This window comes from Bacillus sp. EB106-04-04-XG123, from assembly GCF_058791855.1.
Map to the genome: position 1 here is coordinate 258,348 of NZ_JBYTDZ010000003.1, position 13,382 is coordinate 271,729.

Genomic DNA, 13,382 nt, shown 5'->3' on the forward strand with positions numbered 1-13,382 from the left:
GATAAATAAATTGATTATTAATTAATAACAATTATAAAATAATACCTGCCAGCTTTTTCATCAGCATGAATGATATGTACGATTCAAAAAAAGATGAAAGTGCAGCAAGCGCTAAAATCATCAGCAGAACCGATGCATACCGGCCAAACCACTGGACGGGTGCTTGACTGATGGTTTTTTTCATGAAGAGCTGTCCAATGAGACGGATGGAAAACGCAATCGCACAGGTGCCAATCACTAAATAGGCTGGAATAAGCAGAATGTTTTGCGGAAGCACCGATACAAACGAGAGAAAAAATCCACTCAGCCCCATTTGATTCACGAGAAAACCAACAGTAAATCCAACAACAATTCCTTTTAAAAAGATCATGAGAAAGATGAGCGGCAGACCAATGATGGATATTCCCAGTATCCACATAAGGCCTAAATATTTCATATGATGCAGGAAGCTTTGTAAAAACATTTCTTTTGATTCTGCTGCTTTCTCATTCGTCAGCTGACCAAAAAATTGATTTAAATAATAGAATAAATCCTCTTTCTGGCTGAATGTCATGCTATTGACAATGATGGCACCGAAGATCACACCCATTAAAAAGAGTACAGAGACAAATAAATAAATCGAGAGATGATCTTTTACGTGCTGAAGAAGATGCTCCTTCCAAGACTTTTTCCGCATGTGTCTTCCTCCCAAATCGTAAGGTTACTAGATTCTATGAGAGAGATTACGAAACATGACAGTTTTATTGAAAGAAAAAAGAGAAAGCAGCCTGCTCACTGCTTTCTCTTTTTCATTTATCGTGCGGCTTTTTGTACGTTCACAAGCCCGGCACCGTAATAAAAAGGTTCTCCAAGTTTTGACGCCGTTTTTGACAGTCTCTCACGCACTTCATCGTTAGTCAGATTCGGATGTTTTGATAGAATGACAGCCGCAGCGCCCGTTACATGCGGTGATGCCATTGACGTTCCACTCATGTAGCCATATTCGTTATGAGGAATGGTGCTCAGCGTTGAAACGCCTGGTGCTGAGACTTCCAGTTCTTCGCCAACAGATGAATCAAAAGCTCTTTGCTTTTTTTGGTCAACAGAGGCAACAGCCATCACGGAGCTGTATTTAGCCGGATAGTCAATCGTATTGAGAGAGCCATAACTTCCTTCATTCCCTGCAGAAGCCACAATGAGAATCCCTTTATCATACGCTCGATCTACCGCTTCTTTCAGCGCCTCAGATTCACTTGCTCCCCCCATACTAATATTGATGACATCCATGTCATTCTCAATGGCCCATTCAATCCCTTTTATGATCCAGCTATAGTAGCCGTCACCATTTTCATCTGCCACCTTGACAGCATAGATAGAGGCTTTTGGCGCAACACCAACGACACCTACCTTATTATCTAAAGCGGCAATTGTCCCTGCCACATGCGTCCCATGTTTATGCGGATCTACAAACGGATCAGACTCTGTCGGTACAAAGCTCACCCCGCCGGTGACATGTAAATCCTCATGTTTGCCGTCGATACCGCTGTCTAGAACTGCTACTTTGACATTCTGTCCAGCGTATCCTTGTTTATGTACCTTTTGTGCTTTGATGCTTTTGATGCCATATGGAACAGTTTGACTGCTTGTTTTTGCTTTTTGGTCTTCCTCAATGAAGGTCACTTCTTTTGCTTCATTCAGTTTCTTTTTCGATGTCTCATTCAACGACACTTTCATCATATCTATTTGCTCTATGGATTCTTTCACATGCCCGCCAGCTTCTTCTACAAGCTGTTTTTGTATTTTGTCTTGAACGGAAGAAGAAAAGCCGATCATGTACTCTTTTTTTGCTTGTTCCTTTGCAGAAATATCTGACGCGCCAAACATGACCGATGCCACAAGCACACTTGCCCAAAGCCCTGCTCCAAATGACTTGACGTTCACAATACTCACTCTCCCTTTCGTTTCTTTTTGTCATTTAACTACATTTTTAGACAAAAAGAAACGACCGTTTGTCCTATTTTTAAAAATTTTTCCATTTATTTGATCTAGTTGTCACAAAAAAGCAAAATAAAAATGCTTATGATCCTCTTGATAGTGATCATAAGCATTTCGTCCTTTATGTTTTTTCATCATGTGCTGCAAGACTTCTTGTTTTGTTTTTGTCTTCCTTTCGTGTGTGCTAAAATGCGGCATGTTTCCTCTCGACAGTTCTGGATTACGGCTGTGCTGTCTTTGGATATGCTCTCGTTTTTTCTTTGCTTTGCTTTTTCCCATTTGGCAAAACCCCTTTCGTTGACGTTATGATACACGATGTTACATAAAAAAAGATAGACGTAAATACGTCTATCTTTCTGTTTTTACCATATCAAGATGCGGAATCCCATCTTCATCATAAACATCTGAGACGGCCTTGAAACCAAATGATTCGTAAAATGACTTCAGGTAGGATTGCGCCTGTATTTTGACACTTGTTTCACCTAGTTCACTAAGCTTTTCCAAAGCCTTGATGAGCAGCATCTTTCCATACCCTTTTTTCCGGCCGGCCTGCGTCACAAGAACGCGGCCGATGGACGCCTCTTTGTACACGATCCCGTTTTGAAAAATTCGGCAATAAGCCACAATGGTGCCATTCTTTTTTGCGATGAGATGAATTGCTTCTTGGTCCCTGTGATCAATTTCAGGGTAAGGGCATGTTTGTTCTACAACAAACACGTTGACTCTTTCCATAAGAATCAAGTAAAGATCCTCTTTTGACAATTGTTCAAACGTTTGACATGTCCATTTAATGTGACTCATGATTGATATCCACCTTACCGTACACTCCGCCTCCACCAGCGATTAGTCCGACTTCGCCCTTTCTTGCTTTGATGATGTAGCCCGCTGTCTTTTCTGGCAAAACGGCTTTTAGTTCTTGTTCTGTTGCTTGATGCAGAATATTCATCTCTGTGTGAAACACGGCTTTTAGCTTCTCCAGCGTTTTAGGTCCAACACCCGGAATAAACTGGAGCGGGAGCTGATGAACATAAGGAGGTCTCATTCTTTTTTCACTTTCTTGGTCAGCAAGCTCTTTTAAACGCTCACTTACTCCTTTTGTCATCCGGGTATGTCCGCATTCGTGGCACTCTTCCTGATCTGATGCGTGAGGTCTTACCCCGCATTTCTCGCAGGTCGTATGATAATACTTCCCAAGCCGCGGAGCAAGTCCATAATTTCCTGTGACAGCTCTACCATCTTTTTCTTCAAGGGCTAGCTTGAATTCGGCAAAAGAGGCATGATCCATTTTGATTTTTGTATATTCTCGCGCGATTTTCCCTAAAGAATGAGCATCTGAATTCGTTAAAAAGGGATACCGGTTCAGCTCACTCAGCCGGGAAGCCATTGACGTATCACAGCTAAGACCAAGCTCAACAGCATCAATAAGATCAGGGTCAAATACTTCCGTTAAAGAAGTGTTCACCCCTTTGCCGTATAGACTTTTATGCGGCGTAAAAATATGAGCAGGAATAAACAATCCTCCTAGCTCCTTTACTTTGCGCTGAAGTGTTTTCCCATCAACATAGAGGCGCTGTGAACTCAAATGCACATTTTTCATATGAAGCGAAAGCCATGCGGAGAACTCAGACATTTTGTGTAGTGTGGGCATAAATGCCAGCACATGAATCGGACCTTTTGAATGGTCATCATTGATCTCTAATTCACTGCCTAAAAGCAGCACTGTCGGTCCAAATGATAGACCGCCGTCATTTAGTTCCGTGTACCGGCCTTCCTCTACACCCTCTATTAACTCTTCTAAGACTTCTGGAGATTGTGCATCTATCACACCAATCATCCCCATCCCTTTACTTTCTGCTGCTTCAATGAGAATTTGGTCAATTGTCAATGACCTTGCACCTGTAATTTTGACAGCTCTGCCTGTTCTTGTTCTGCCAATATGAATATGGATGTCTGCAAAAAATTCCTTCATTTTGTTGACTCAAGTACCTCTTGCAGTTGTAAGTATTGAATGGCATAGGCTGTTTTTGCATCGTAAATATGCTGCTGTTCAATGAGGTGCAAGGCTTCTTCTAATGAAACTTCCATTACTTCGACAAATTCATCTTCATCCAGCTCTCTTTTTTCTTCAAGCGGAACTAGCTGATCGGCTAGATAAATGTGAACAATTTCATCTGCAAAACCAGGTGATGTATAAAAGGCCGTCAGCTTTTGAAGCTGCTGAGTTGTATATCCTGTTTCTTCTTCTAATTCTCTTAATGCTGTATGTGCCGGCTCTTCCCCTTTTTCTAGTTTTCCAGCCGGAATTTCAACGATGGCTCTCTCTAGTGCTTTACGGTATTGTTTGACCAAGATGATTTTATTTTCGTCTGTACGTGCAATGACAGCTACTGCACCAGGATGTTTAATGATTTCGCGTTTGCCTTGTTTTCCGTTAGGCAATTCTACATCTTCAAGTACCAAATCAATGATTTTTCCGTTGTATAATTCTTTCGACGATAATGTTTTTTCTTCAAAGTCCTTCAATTTTGTCAGCTCCTCGTTCTACTTTCACTTTTTACTTCATTTATTTTAACATAGATGATTTAAGAGAAGCGAAAAGCGAAACGCTTGCTTCAATGCGCCATTTGAAATCACCTAGCTTGAATTCCTGATTTTTTTCACTTAATGTGAAAGGATAGGAGTGTGATGGAATTGAAAAAAAGACGAATTGGCACCTCAGATCTTTTAGTGAGCGAGGCGGCACTAGGATGCATGTCTCTTGGGACTGATAAAGAAAAAGCGCTCTCTTTATTAGATGAGGCCATTGATCTCGGAATTAACTATTTGGATACAGCCGATTTATATGATTTTGGGACAAATGAGGAAATTGTTGGGGAAGCCATCAAAAATAGACGGCAAGATTTGATTTTGGCGACAAAAGGCGGCAACCGCTTTGAAAAAGGCAAACCAGGCTGGGACTGGGACCCTTCAAAGGCGTACATAAAGGAAGCAGTAAAACAAAGCCTCAAGCGGCTTCAAACAGATTATATTGATTTATATCAATTGCATGGAGGCACGATTGATGACCCCATTGATGAAACGATTGAGGCTTTTGAAGAATTAGTAGAGGAAGGCGTTATTCGCTATTATGGCATTTCATCTATCCGCCCAAATGTCATTAAAGAATATGCCAAAAAGTCCAATATCGTAAGCGTGATGATGCAATATAGCTTACTCGACCGCCGCCCGGAAGAATGGTTCTCTCTTCTTGAAGAACAAAGCATTAGCGTCGTCGCAAGAGGCCCTTTAGCGAAAGGATTATTAACTGAAAAACCACTTTCTCAAGCAAGTGCAGCGATTCAAAAAAACGGCTATCTTCAATATTCATTTGAAGAGCTCCAGCAGATCATTCCTTCTTTAAAGAAAGTCGCTTATGACCTGTCCCTCACCGAACTGTCCATTCAATATGTACTGAAACATTCTGCGGTCAGTTCCGTTGTATTTGGCGCGAGCTCGGTGGATCAGTTAAAAGAAAACATAGCAGCAGCAAATGCACGTTCTTTAAGTGACCAAGAAGTCAAAGCAGTAACTTACTATACAAAACCGTTTGTGTATGAAGCGCACCGATCCTAATAAGAAAAAATCACATCATTTGATCTCGTCAGAATGTAGAAAAACTCATGTTTTTCTACATTTTTTTATGTTTTTCTCTATATAAAATAAGGAGGGGCTAAAAGCCCCGTTGTCTTATCTTGCACTTTCGTAATATGCATAATTTCCAGATTTGCCTTTAAGATAAAATGTGGTACCAAAACGACTGAAACTATTTGCAAAAGAACCATTATCTGAATGCATACATAATCGATTACTTGCACCTTTAAAAGGAGTTACAGAACAATCTACAATTGAAGTAGCCTTTGTACTCACATCTGCATTCGTTAACTCATTTGTTGCAAGAGCTTGTCCAGAAACAGGTAAAAGCAATCCTAAAGATAAAGCGACTCCAGCCATTGTTTTTCTCAATTTCATGTGAATCATCCCCATTCCCAAATTTTGTAACACATCTTCATTATAAGAAGAACGACCCTCTACCAAAAGGGTCTTAATAACCATATTTTCAATAAAAAGGAATTTAAATAAATCAATACTCACCTTTTTATTTCTGTTTCAAACATAAGTTATGGGATTTCGTTTAAAAAATCATACTGTCTCGATTCTGAAATGAAGTGATATGAAGGGGGCAGAAATGCTTTTCTCTTTATGGACCTATGTTTATTCTCTGTGGATCTATCTCAAGGATGATGACATAAAAAAAGGAAGCATCATTGCTCCCTTTTTAGCTTTTATACTTTCTCCAGTCTAAATGGCTTTCATCTAGCAGCTCTGAAAAGCTTTTGTTTTTTTCTTTTTCTTTCTGCTGCCGAAGGAGATCTTGTCGTTTTTGTTCTTCTCTTTTTTCTGTTTCAACGGCGAGGTTCTGTTTCATTTGAAGAAGCTGCTGTTTGACATCGTCCTTTATGCCGTCCTTTAATTTCGCTTGATCCTGCTTGGTCTTTTTCATTGTGCCTCTCTCCTTTTGACTTAGTGTATCATCCGTTTTATTTTCTGAGCAAGAGGCACGCCAATCTACCAAGATGTGGTATGATCGTCATAGAAAAAACTCCGGAAAGGAAGAATTGGCTAGATGAAGAAATGGATTGCTATATTTGCCTTCATATTATGTCCACTCGCTGTCATCAGCATTTTTTTCACCAATAAAATGATGTATATTCGAAAATTAACGGATGAAGAGCTCATCAAACGAGAATCAGATGGAGGCCATTATCATCACGAGGAATTTCAGGAGCTTAAGAAAGAGAAAGTGTGTATTCCTTCAGCATTTGGTTATAATCTACATGGCTATTTTGTGCCGCATCCTCATACAACACGCACAATCGTACTTTGCCACGGTGTGACAGTCAGTTTGATTAATTCCGTTAAGTATATGAAATTATTCCAAAAGCTCGGATGGAATGTGCTGCTTTATGATCATAGAAGACACGGAATGAGCGGCGGGAAAACCACGAGTTATGGATATTATGAAAAAGAAGATTTAGCAAAGATCGTAAAGTGGCTCAGACAAAGACTCGGAGAAAGTGCCATCATTGGGATACACGGAGAATCAATGGGTGCAGTCACGACCTTGTTATATGCTGCGAAGCCGGAAGCAACCGCCAATTTTTACATAGCAGACTGCCCTTTTGCTTCTTTTGAGGACCAGCTTCTGTATCGGTTAAAAACAGATTTTCGCCTTTCAGGGCAATGGATTCTTCCACTAAGTGATCAAGTGTTAAAATGGCGGGACGGATACCGCATCCGGCAAGTTTCCCCTCTTGATGTGATCGATCATGTGAAAGTACCTGTACTTTTTATTCATAGCCGCCATGACGACTATATCCCCTGTGAGCAAAGTCAGCAGTTATATGCACGTAAAAAGGGTGACAAACAGTTGTTTATTGCGCCACACGGTGCGCATGCAATGTCTTTTAGCGAAAATAAGGAAGCTTATGAGCAAGAAATTCAAGCATTTCTTCAAAGATTTGAATTGAATGAAAATAAAAGAGGAGAATGAACAGCAGTTCGTCCCCTCTTTTTGAGCTAACTTATGCGATAGTCACCACTGTTGTATGGTGTCTGCCCGCAAGCTCCATATGGCTCTCTTCCGATTGCTGCTGACTCATGACCGATAATCCTGCAGTTGCTGCCAATAAAAGAACTATCAAACTCGTTTTCATATAAATGACCCCCATTTTGAATTTTTGATATGGCTTGAATTTTCCTTTCGTAAAACCGGGTAGATACTTCAAACAGTCCAAGCTCATTGTAATAATGAGCCGCATCAAGTGCCAATTCCTCAATATCTGGGTATAAGCGCTTGTCCTCGAGCAGGTCTAATGTATCGTCTATGATTGTTATGTCTGCATCAACGTACAATGCTTTTAAGAACTGAAATTTGCAGATGTAAATTTCATCTTCTAATTCACAGGCCTTCATAATACCTTGTTGATAGAGGGTTAGCGACTCTTCTATTTGTTTTTGTTTAAACAGGATTTGTGTCAGCATAAATAGTGGGTCTAGAGAGCGATTAAGATGGGTTAAATTCTCCTTTTCAAACACTTCAATAGAGTCTTTCAGATAACGGCTTGCTTCCGCAAGATCGTTCATTTGATAATAACAGTTACCTAAGTTGAAAAGGGCCGAACCTATGACTCGAGGGTTTCCAATTGAGCGTGCTCGATTTAGAGCATTTTTAAAGTAGGGCAATGCATGTTCATAGCATTTCAAATCATCATAGTTTGCACCAATGACAAATTCACAGTGGATGATTCTCAGCGTGTACGTTCTGTAGGCAGAATACGTATCTAACGCTTGCAAGGCATAGTGCATCGAAAAGTGGGTTTGTTTCATGTGGTAGTAAATTTCTGCTAATTTAAAGTAAAATTCTGCTCTTTCTATATCATCTGATATGAGATTGAGCTTTTTTTCTGCTGAGCGGTAATAAGCAATGGCACTTAAGTAATTTCTCTGTTCAAATTCAAACATTCCTGTGAAAAAATGAACATAGTATTCAAGCATATCCGTTAATTTCGTTTGTGAATGTTCGATCGTTTCTAGCAAATTCTTAATCTCTTCATCATTCGAGGCTTTCTTTGCCGGTTCAAAATATTCAAGCATTACCTTGTGGCGAAAATCCATCAGCTGGTAAAACAATAACAAGTTTTGATCCTGCTCCATTTCGAGGATTTCCTGCTCGATCTCCGCCTTCAGCTTCTCTGCTTTCATCACATGAAATCCGCAAATCTGCCTATACCATTCGTTTATTTTGATTCCAACCTGAGGCGATGACAGCTTGAGCTTCAATTCACTTTAGCACCTCCCTTCTCATATACGATACATGTTGTATTCTATCACATTTCCTCGAATGGAAGAAATATGAAATGTCATTTTTCGCAAAGTTTTCGGTATCCCGCAATAAACACTGCGAATGCCTATTTTTCGGCATTTACAGCCATTATTTTTTTATTTCCAGCTTGCTCATTTTGTCGAATTGTTTGTTGAAAAACTGCTTTTTTCGCTTCAAAAGATCATTTTTCAGATTAGACAACCGTGCCGTTTGATGAGATGATGAACGCACGAAAAAAACCCTTTCGAAAAAGGGCTTTTATAATACATCTGTTACTTGGTCCATATTCTCTTTGATCCAATTGACAGCTAATTCGAGCGTTGGAAATTCTTCCGTTTCAAATGTGACTTCATCTTGAAGAAGCCAAACGTCCTTTTTCACCGAATCCATTCCACCTATTGACCAGTGCAAAAGGCTATAGGGATGATTGTTATTTAAAAACGACACCCATGTTTTATTTTGTGCCGTATTTTGTATCACTTTTAGCTTTTGATCCACTACATTTCCACCTTACTTTACAAGTATACCCATTCTCGGGCTGAGTATTTGTTGAGGACTTTTCAACATGAGTGTGTTGGCTTTTTCATTAAAATCAATCGTCATTTCCTCGTCAAAAAAGACCTTTTGTGCTGTGTGTATGTACAGCTTAAAGAGCTGATTATGCTTGAGCTCTTCCCATTCGCCTGTTCTTTCACCTGTGAGCCAAATCATTGGGACACCGCTTACCGCACAGCCGCACCCATCTGAATCATATCGAAGGAGCAGTTCTTTTGTTTCATGCGCTGCTTGTTGTTTTGTAAGGAACTCTGCTGCTGGTTCTGTTATATGAATATACATGCCGAACATCCTTTTTTCGTTGATTGTTACATTGTAACATATCAGTCATTAATTAAACATGTTCACGTCCTGCCAGCTCTTATGTCTGATCGTTTTTCTTTAACTGCTCTGACCAATTGTACGCTTCTTGTTCAATTTCTTTAATGAGCCCATCTTTTCCTTTCATATAACTTGCCATATCTTCAGGATATGTTTTTGCCAATTGACGCTTTTTATCGGCATAGGCTTTGGCACGATCAGGTGCAGCTTTTAAATAATCTCGGAACACCAAATGCCTTTTTACATCATCATGTCCAGCTTCATAGGCGTGAACGTGATGTGTTCGATTCAAGCCGCCTTTTCTAAAAAAACGTCTTCCCTTGAGTCCATTTTCTCCGAGAGGTTCATATCCAAGCTGACGAAACAGGTGGTTACATTCATCTAAGCGACTGATATGCTTCACCTCTAGCAAGATATCAATAATTGGCTTAGCAGCCATTCCTATGACTGACGTACTGCCAATATGGTGGCCATATACCCAGTTGTCGCCAACTATCTTTTTCAGCTTATCATGCTCATCTTGAAATTGTTTTGGCCAGCTCGGTTGGTATTCAATCACTTCCACTTTTCGAAGCATCAAACGTTCCATCTTTGTTAACATCAGATTGTTTTCCACCTGCAAACGATCCTTCTGTTTAAACCCTAGTTTTTCATAAAGCTTGATTGCTGGTATATTCGCTTCAGCTGTTGTGAGCTCAATTGTTTTTTGATGCTGGATGATGGATTGCAGGAGCGCTGTCCCGATTCCTTGATTGACATGATGTGGGTGCACAGCTAACCGGCTGAGGATGATCCGATCGTCATGCAGTTCATATGAAGCGATCCCTAACAAATGCCCCTCTTTTTCAAATCCTATGAAAATCTCATTTGTTTCTATTATGTCTTTAACCGTTTCTTTTAAGGGCGGTAAATCTTGATAGCCTATTTGTTCTGCCTCCCGCTGATATGCGGCCAATTGGATATGTAACAGCTCTTTTGCTTGTTCTTTATTTTTTTGATTCAGTCTAATGATCATGCTTTCGCCTCCAGCTTTTTCACAAATAGCACCCTGTCTTCATGAATGCCGTCGTAATCTGAAAAAACTGAAATGCCATCGACCGTTTTATCTCCCTTTTCTATCTGAAAACCGAGCTTTGTATGGTAAGCAATCGAGACTTTATTGACAGGAGCTGTGATGGCCTTAATCGTTGTTCTTCCTTCCTTTTCAGCCGCTTCATAAAACGCTTGATAGAGAATTTTGCCAATCTTCAATTTTCGGTGGTCTGGATGTACCCCCACAAAGTGAATATACGCTTCATCTGAATGCGATTGCGATAAAAAACCGACTAAAAAACCGATCAGTTCACCTTTTTCAACAACGACAAAACTTGTTTGCTGAAAATGTTCGAAAAATAGCTTTGGCAATTTTGCGCGCAAATCTCTGCCTCCCCACCAGCTTTGAATGACGGATGTGACCGCATAAAAATCTGACGGCTTCACTTGACGTATCATGATGGCCTCGCCCCTTTTCATTTTTAGCTGTACCGTTTCACAAAAAATCAACTGTTTCAATAGTCTACCTGTCTGATCAATTGTTTGTAAAGGTGATGTATCAGCCTTTTTTCCTTCAGCTTTGTTGGTTCTTCGTCTTTTCGCGGTCATCTCCTTTTAAATCTTCACACTTATTTCAAAAAGTTCACTTTTTATGCGAAAGATCCATTCTTTTGTTATGTTAAAATTGTTCATATAAGAAATGTAACAAAAGTTTATTGGAGATGATGATATTGGTTTGGATTGTTACTTCACTTGTTGTGTTTAGTCTTTTAAAGCTGCTTGTCACTTCGCTGCCTTCCGGTGTTGTTGAACGCCTTTTTAGTCGTTATGCAGTGCATGCAAAAGTAACAAGTGATCAAACAACGATGACGTTTCAAGGACGTCCACTCGATGATCAGCAAACATCTGAAATTATTCAACATTTTAATGATGCGATCTTTATTGAACGCTATTATATTTACCCTGGTGACGAAGAGCGTTTTCTTCACCCACAGGAAGGACCGGCGCCGCTTACCATGCAAACAAAGCTTGGCAAGCATGATGTGACCCTTTATCTGTATCATTACGATGACCACGTGGATGTGGTGCGGCAGTTTACTCATAAGCCTAAGAAAAAGCTAACGGCCTATCGTTTGCGTTCTGAGCCGCTCCAAACATCCAATAACTTGGCACATGCTTAAAATGGCTCATTTTACAAAGATGAGACGAAGTGGAGACACTTCGTCTTTTTTGTATGGATTTACACTCTTCTCTTTGAATGATTTACCAGTATCAATTTCACCTTCTGGCGGTTAAAATATATACAGAACATACGTTCTAAGAGGTGAAAGTGATGAATGAACGAGCCATTCTGCTTGTGGATATGCAGTCATTTTATGCGTCGGTCGAAAAAGTGGAGGCTCCCCATTTGAAGGATGTGCCGCTCATCGTCTCAGGAGATCCTGAGCGGCGGAGCGGAGTCGTACTTGCGGCCTGCCCGCTCGCTAAAAAACGGGGCGTACAAAATGCATCAAGATTATGGGAAGCACAGGAGAAATGCCCTGAAGCCGTCGTCGTACGTCCACGTATGCAGCGCTACCTTGATGTTTCTGTCATGATGACAGAACTGCTTGAACAATACACAGATCTTGTCGAACCCTATTCAATTGATGAACAGTTTCTCGATATTACGGGGAGTGTGACACTACTCGGTTCACCCCGCGAGATCGCCCAAAATATACAAACGACTATTATGAACCAGACGGGCATTTACGCACGTGTTGGCATTGGTCCTAATAAAGTGCTCGCTAAAATGGCCTGTGACCATTTTGCTAAAAAAAACACATCTGGTATCTATGAGCTTCGTGCAGACCAGGTGGCGGCAGATTTATGGCCGCTTCCGGTTGGAAAACTATTTGGCGTCGGCAAACGAATGGAGCACCATTTAAAACGAATGGGCATCAGTACCATTGGGACGCTTGCTACTTATCCGTTAGACCGGCTAAAAAAGCGCTGGGGAATCAACGGGGAGCTTCTTCAGCGAACTGCTTTAGGCCACGACCCTTCCCCGGTCACTCTTCACACACATGATCAGCAAAAAGCGGTTGGGCATCATATGACCCTTCCCCATGATTATGTGTCCTTTGAGGATATCAAAGTCGCCCTTCTTGAATTGAGTGAAGAAGTGGCAAGACGTGCGCGCTTTAAGCATTATGTTGGGCAAACGGTGTCTGTTGGCGTAAGAGGCGCTGATTTTTCTCATCCGACTGGATTTCATAGACAAATCAAGCTCCATTCACCCACACAGTACGGGACAGATATTGCAGACGCAGCCATTCAGCTATGTCAGCAGCACTGGGACGGCCAGCCCATTCGCAGTGTAGGCATTACTCTCTCACAGCTGCAGCCTGACAGCCAATATCAGCTGAGTTTATTTGATCACCATTTAAAAAAAGACAGACTCAGCAAAGTATTTGATGCCATCCATATGAAGTATGGACCTGCTGCGCTCTTGCACGCTTCGTCACTAACAAGCGCAGGGCAGGCGTATCACCGCGCCGAAAAAATTGGTGGACATTACAAATAACGGAGGCGAACA

17 protein-coding genes are annotated in these 13,382 nt (G+C 40.9%); 4 read left to right on the top strand and 13 right to left on the bottom strand.

Annotated features, from left to right (window positions below; all coding sequences use genetic code 11):
- Positions 1-31: 31 nt before the first annotated feature.
- The 6 genes from spoIIM to AC3WTB_RS11830 all read right to left on the bottom strand — a co-directional run bounded on the left by spoIIM (position 32) and on the right by AC3WTB_RS11830 (position 4,497).
- The gene (gene spoIIM / locus AC3WTB_RS11805; protein WP_492333756.1) at positions 32-676 is read right to left on the bottom strand and encodes a stage II sporulation protein M; all 645 of its coding nucleotides are present in this window, start codon (positions 674-676) and stop codon (positions 32-34) included.
- Positions 677-792: 116 nt separating this feature from the next.
- On the bottom strand, positions 793-1,920 hold the full coding sequence (locus tag AC3WTB_RS11810; protein ID WP_492333757.1) for a S8 family peptidase: 1,128 nt from the start codon (positions 1,918-1,920) through the stop codon (positions 793-795).
- A gap of 111 nt (positions 1,921-2,031) precedes the next feature.
- On the bottom strand, positions 2,032-2,253 hold the full coding sequence (brfA, locus tag AC3WTB_RS11815) for a ribosome rescue factor BrfA (protein WP_039179694.1): 222 nt from the start codon (positions 2,251-2,253) through the stop codon (positions 2,032-2,034).
- Positions 2,254-2,322: 69 nt separating this feature from the next.
- Positions 2,323-2,775 (bottom strand): GNAT family N-acetyltransferase, encoded by a 453-nt coding sequence (locus tag AC3WTB_RS11820; RefSeq protein WP_492333758.1) that lies wholly within the window; start codon positions 2,773-2,775, stop codon positions 2,323-2,325.
- Positions 2,762-3,943, bottom strand: coding sequence for a TIGR00375 family protein (locus AC3WTB_RS11825; protein WP_047202232.1), 1,182 nt, complete (start codon positions 3,941-3,943; stop codon positions 2,762-2,764). Before AC3WTB_RS11825 ends, AC3WTB_RS11820 begins: the two co-directional genes overlap by 14 nt.
- Positions 3,940-4,497: an NUDIX hydrolase gene (locus AC3WTB_RS11830; RefSeq protein ID WP_034622377.1), complete on the bottom strand. Its 558-nt coding sequence runs from the start codon at positions 4,495-4,497 to the stop codon at positions 3,940-3,942. The genes AC3WTB_RS11825 and AC3WTB_RS11830 overlap by 4 nt, the downstream gene beginning before the upstream one ends.
- Before the next feature lie 168 nt (positions 4,498-4,665).
- On the opposite strand from AC3WTB_RS11830, the gene AC3WTB_RS11835 reads away from it, so the two are divergent.
- Positions 4,666-5,586, top strand: coding sequence for an aldo/keto reductase (locus AC3WTB_RS11835; protein ID WP_041086021.1), 921 nt, complete (start codon positions 4,666-4,668; stop codon positions 5,584-5,586).
- A 114-nt stretch (positions 5,587-5,700) separates the two neighbouring features.
- Here AC3WTB_RS11835 and AC3WTB_RS11840 read toward each other — a convergent pair whose 3' ends face one another.
- Both AC3WTB_RS11840 and AC3WTB_RS11845 read right to left on the bottom strand, forming a co-directional pair.
- The gene (locus tag AC3WTB_RS11840) at positions 5,701-6,105 is read right to left on the bottom strand and encodes an antimicrobial peptide LCI (RefSeq protein ID WP_492333759.1); all 405 of its coding nucleotides are present in this window, start codon (positions 6,103-6,105) and stop codon (positions 5,701-5,703) included.
- 184 nt (positions 6,106-6,289) lie between these two features.
- Positions 6,290-6,514: a YqkE family protein gene (locus tag AC3WTB_RS11845; RefSeq protein WP_039179706.1), complete on the bottom strand. Its 225-nt coding sequence runs from the start codon at positions 6,512-6,514 to the stop codon at positions 6,290-6,292.
- Positions 6,515-6,637: 123 nt separating this feature from the next.
- Here AC3WTB_RS11845 and AC3WTB_RS11850 point away from each other — a divergent pair, with 123 nt between their 5' ends.
- Positions 6,638-7,564 (top strand): alpha/beta hydrolase, encoded by a 927-nt coding sequence (locus AC3WTB_RS11850; protein WP_492333760.1) that lies wholly within the window; start codon positions 6,638-6,640, stop codon positions 7,562-7,564.
- Positions 7,565-7,590: 26 nt separating this feature from the next.
- On the opposite strand, the gene AC3WTB_RS11855 is transcribed toward AC3WTB_RS11850, so the two are convergent.
- The 5 genes from AC3WTB_RS11855 to AC3WTB_RS11875 form a co-directional block, all read right to left on the bottom strand.
- Entirely contained in the window at positions 7,591-8,853 is a 1,263-nt protein-coding gene (locus tag AC3WTB_RS11855; protein ID WP_492333761.1) for a response regulator aspartate phosphatase, read from the bottom strand.
- A gap of 301 nt (positions 8,854-9,154) precedes the next feature.
- Positions 9,155-9,394, bottom strand: a complete 240-nt coding sequence (locus AC3WTB_RS11860; RefSeq protein ID WP_024422884.1) for a YqkC family protein — start codon at positions 9,392-9,394, stop codon at positions 9,155-9,157.
- Between the two features lie 12 nt (positions 9,395-9,406).
- On the bottom strand, positions 9,407-9,733 hold the full coding sequence (locus AC3WTB_RS11865; RefSeq protein WP_251180446.1) for an iron-sulfur cluster biosynthesis family protein: 327 nt from the start codon (positions 9,731-9,733) through the stop codon (positions 9,407-9,409).
- Between the two features lie 79 nt (positions 9,734-9,812).
- Positions 9,813-10,787: a GNAT family N-acetyltransferase gene (locus tag AC3WTB_RS11870; RefSeq protein WP_492333762.1), complete on the bottom strand. Its 975-nt coding sequence runs from the start codon at positions 10,785-10,787 to the stop codon at positions 9,813-9,815.
- Complete coding sequence (locus tag AC3WTB_RS11875) at positions 10,784-11,263, bottom strand: GNAT family N-acetyltransferase (protein ID WP_024428048.1); 480 nt, start codon at positions 11,261-11,263, stop codon at positions 10,784-10,786. The genes AC3WTB_RS11870 and AC3WTB_RS11875 overlap by 4 nt, the downstream gene beginning before the upstream one ends.
- 272 nt (positions 11,264-11,535) lie before the next feature.
- Here AC3WTB_RS11875 and AC3WTB_RS11880 point away from each other — a divergent pair, with 272 nt between their 5' ends.
- Together AC3WTB_RS11880 and AC3WTB_RS11885 are read left to right on the top strand one after the other, a co-directional pair.
- Positions 11,536-11,985 (top strand): YfmQ family protein, encoded by a 450-nt coding sequence (locus AC3WTB_RS11880; RefSeq protein ID WP_024422888.1) that lies wholly within the window; start codon positions 11,536-11,538, stop codon positions 11,983-11,985.
- A 152-nt stretch (positions 11,986-12,137) separates the two neighbouring features.
- The gene (locus tag AC3WTB_RS11885; RefSeq protein ID WP_492333763.1) at positions 12,138-13,370 is read left to right on the top strand and encodes a DNA polymerase IV; all 1,233 of its coding nucleotides are present in this window, start codon (positions 12,138-12,140) and stop codon (positions 13,368-13,370) included.
- Positions 13,371-13,382 lie beyond the last annotated feature (12 nt).

Excerpts from the sequence above, each read along its gene's own strand:
- AC3WTB_RS11825 (WP_047202232.1), bottom strand. The coding sequence starts at position 3,943 with ATGAAGGAATTTTTTGCAGACATCCATATTCATATTGGCAGAACAAGA.
- AC3WTB_RS11885 (WP_492333763.1), top strand. The coding sequence starts at position 12,138 with ATGAATGAACGAGCCATTCTGCTTGTGGATATGCAGTCATTTTATGCG.
- AC3WTB_RS11870 (WP_492333762.1), bottom strand. The coding sequence starts at position 10,787 with ATGATCATTAGACTGAATCAAAAAAATAAAGAACAAGCAAAAGAGCTG.
- AC3WTB_RS11820 (WP_492333758.1), bottom strand. The coding sequence starts at position 2,775 with ATGAGTCACATTAAATGGACATGTCAAACGTTTGAACAATTGTCAAAA.
- AC3WTB_RS11845 (WP_039179706.1), bottom strand. The coding sequence starts at position 6,514 with ATGAAAAAGACCAAGCAGGATCAAGCGAAATTAAAGGACGGCATAAAG.
- spoIIM (WP_492333756.1), bottom strand. The coding sequence starts at position 676 with ATGCGGAAAAAGTCTTGGAAGGAGCATCTTCTTCAGCACGTAAAAGAT.
- AC3WTB_RS11865 (WP_251180446.1), bottom strand. The coding sequence starts at position 9,733 with ATGTATATTCATATAACAGAACCAGCAGCAGAGTTCCTTACAAAACAA.
- AC3WTB_RS11850 (WP_492333760.1), top strand. The coding sequence starts at position 6,638 with ATGAAGAAATGGATTGCTATATTTGCCTTCATATTATGTCCACTCGCT.
- brfA (WP_039179694.1), bottom strand. The coding sequence starts at position 2,253 with ATGGGAAAAAGCAAAGCAAAGAAAAAACGAGAGCATATCCAAAGACAG.
- AC3WTB_RS11875 (WP_024428048.1), bottom strand. The coding sequence starts at position 11,263 with ATGATACGTCAAGTGAAGCCGTCAGATTTTTATGCGGTCACATCCGTC.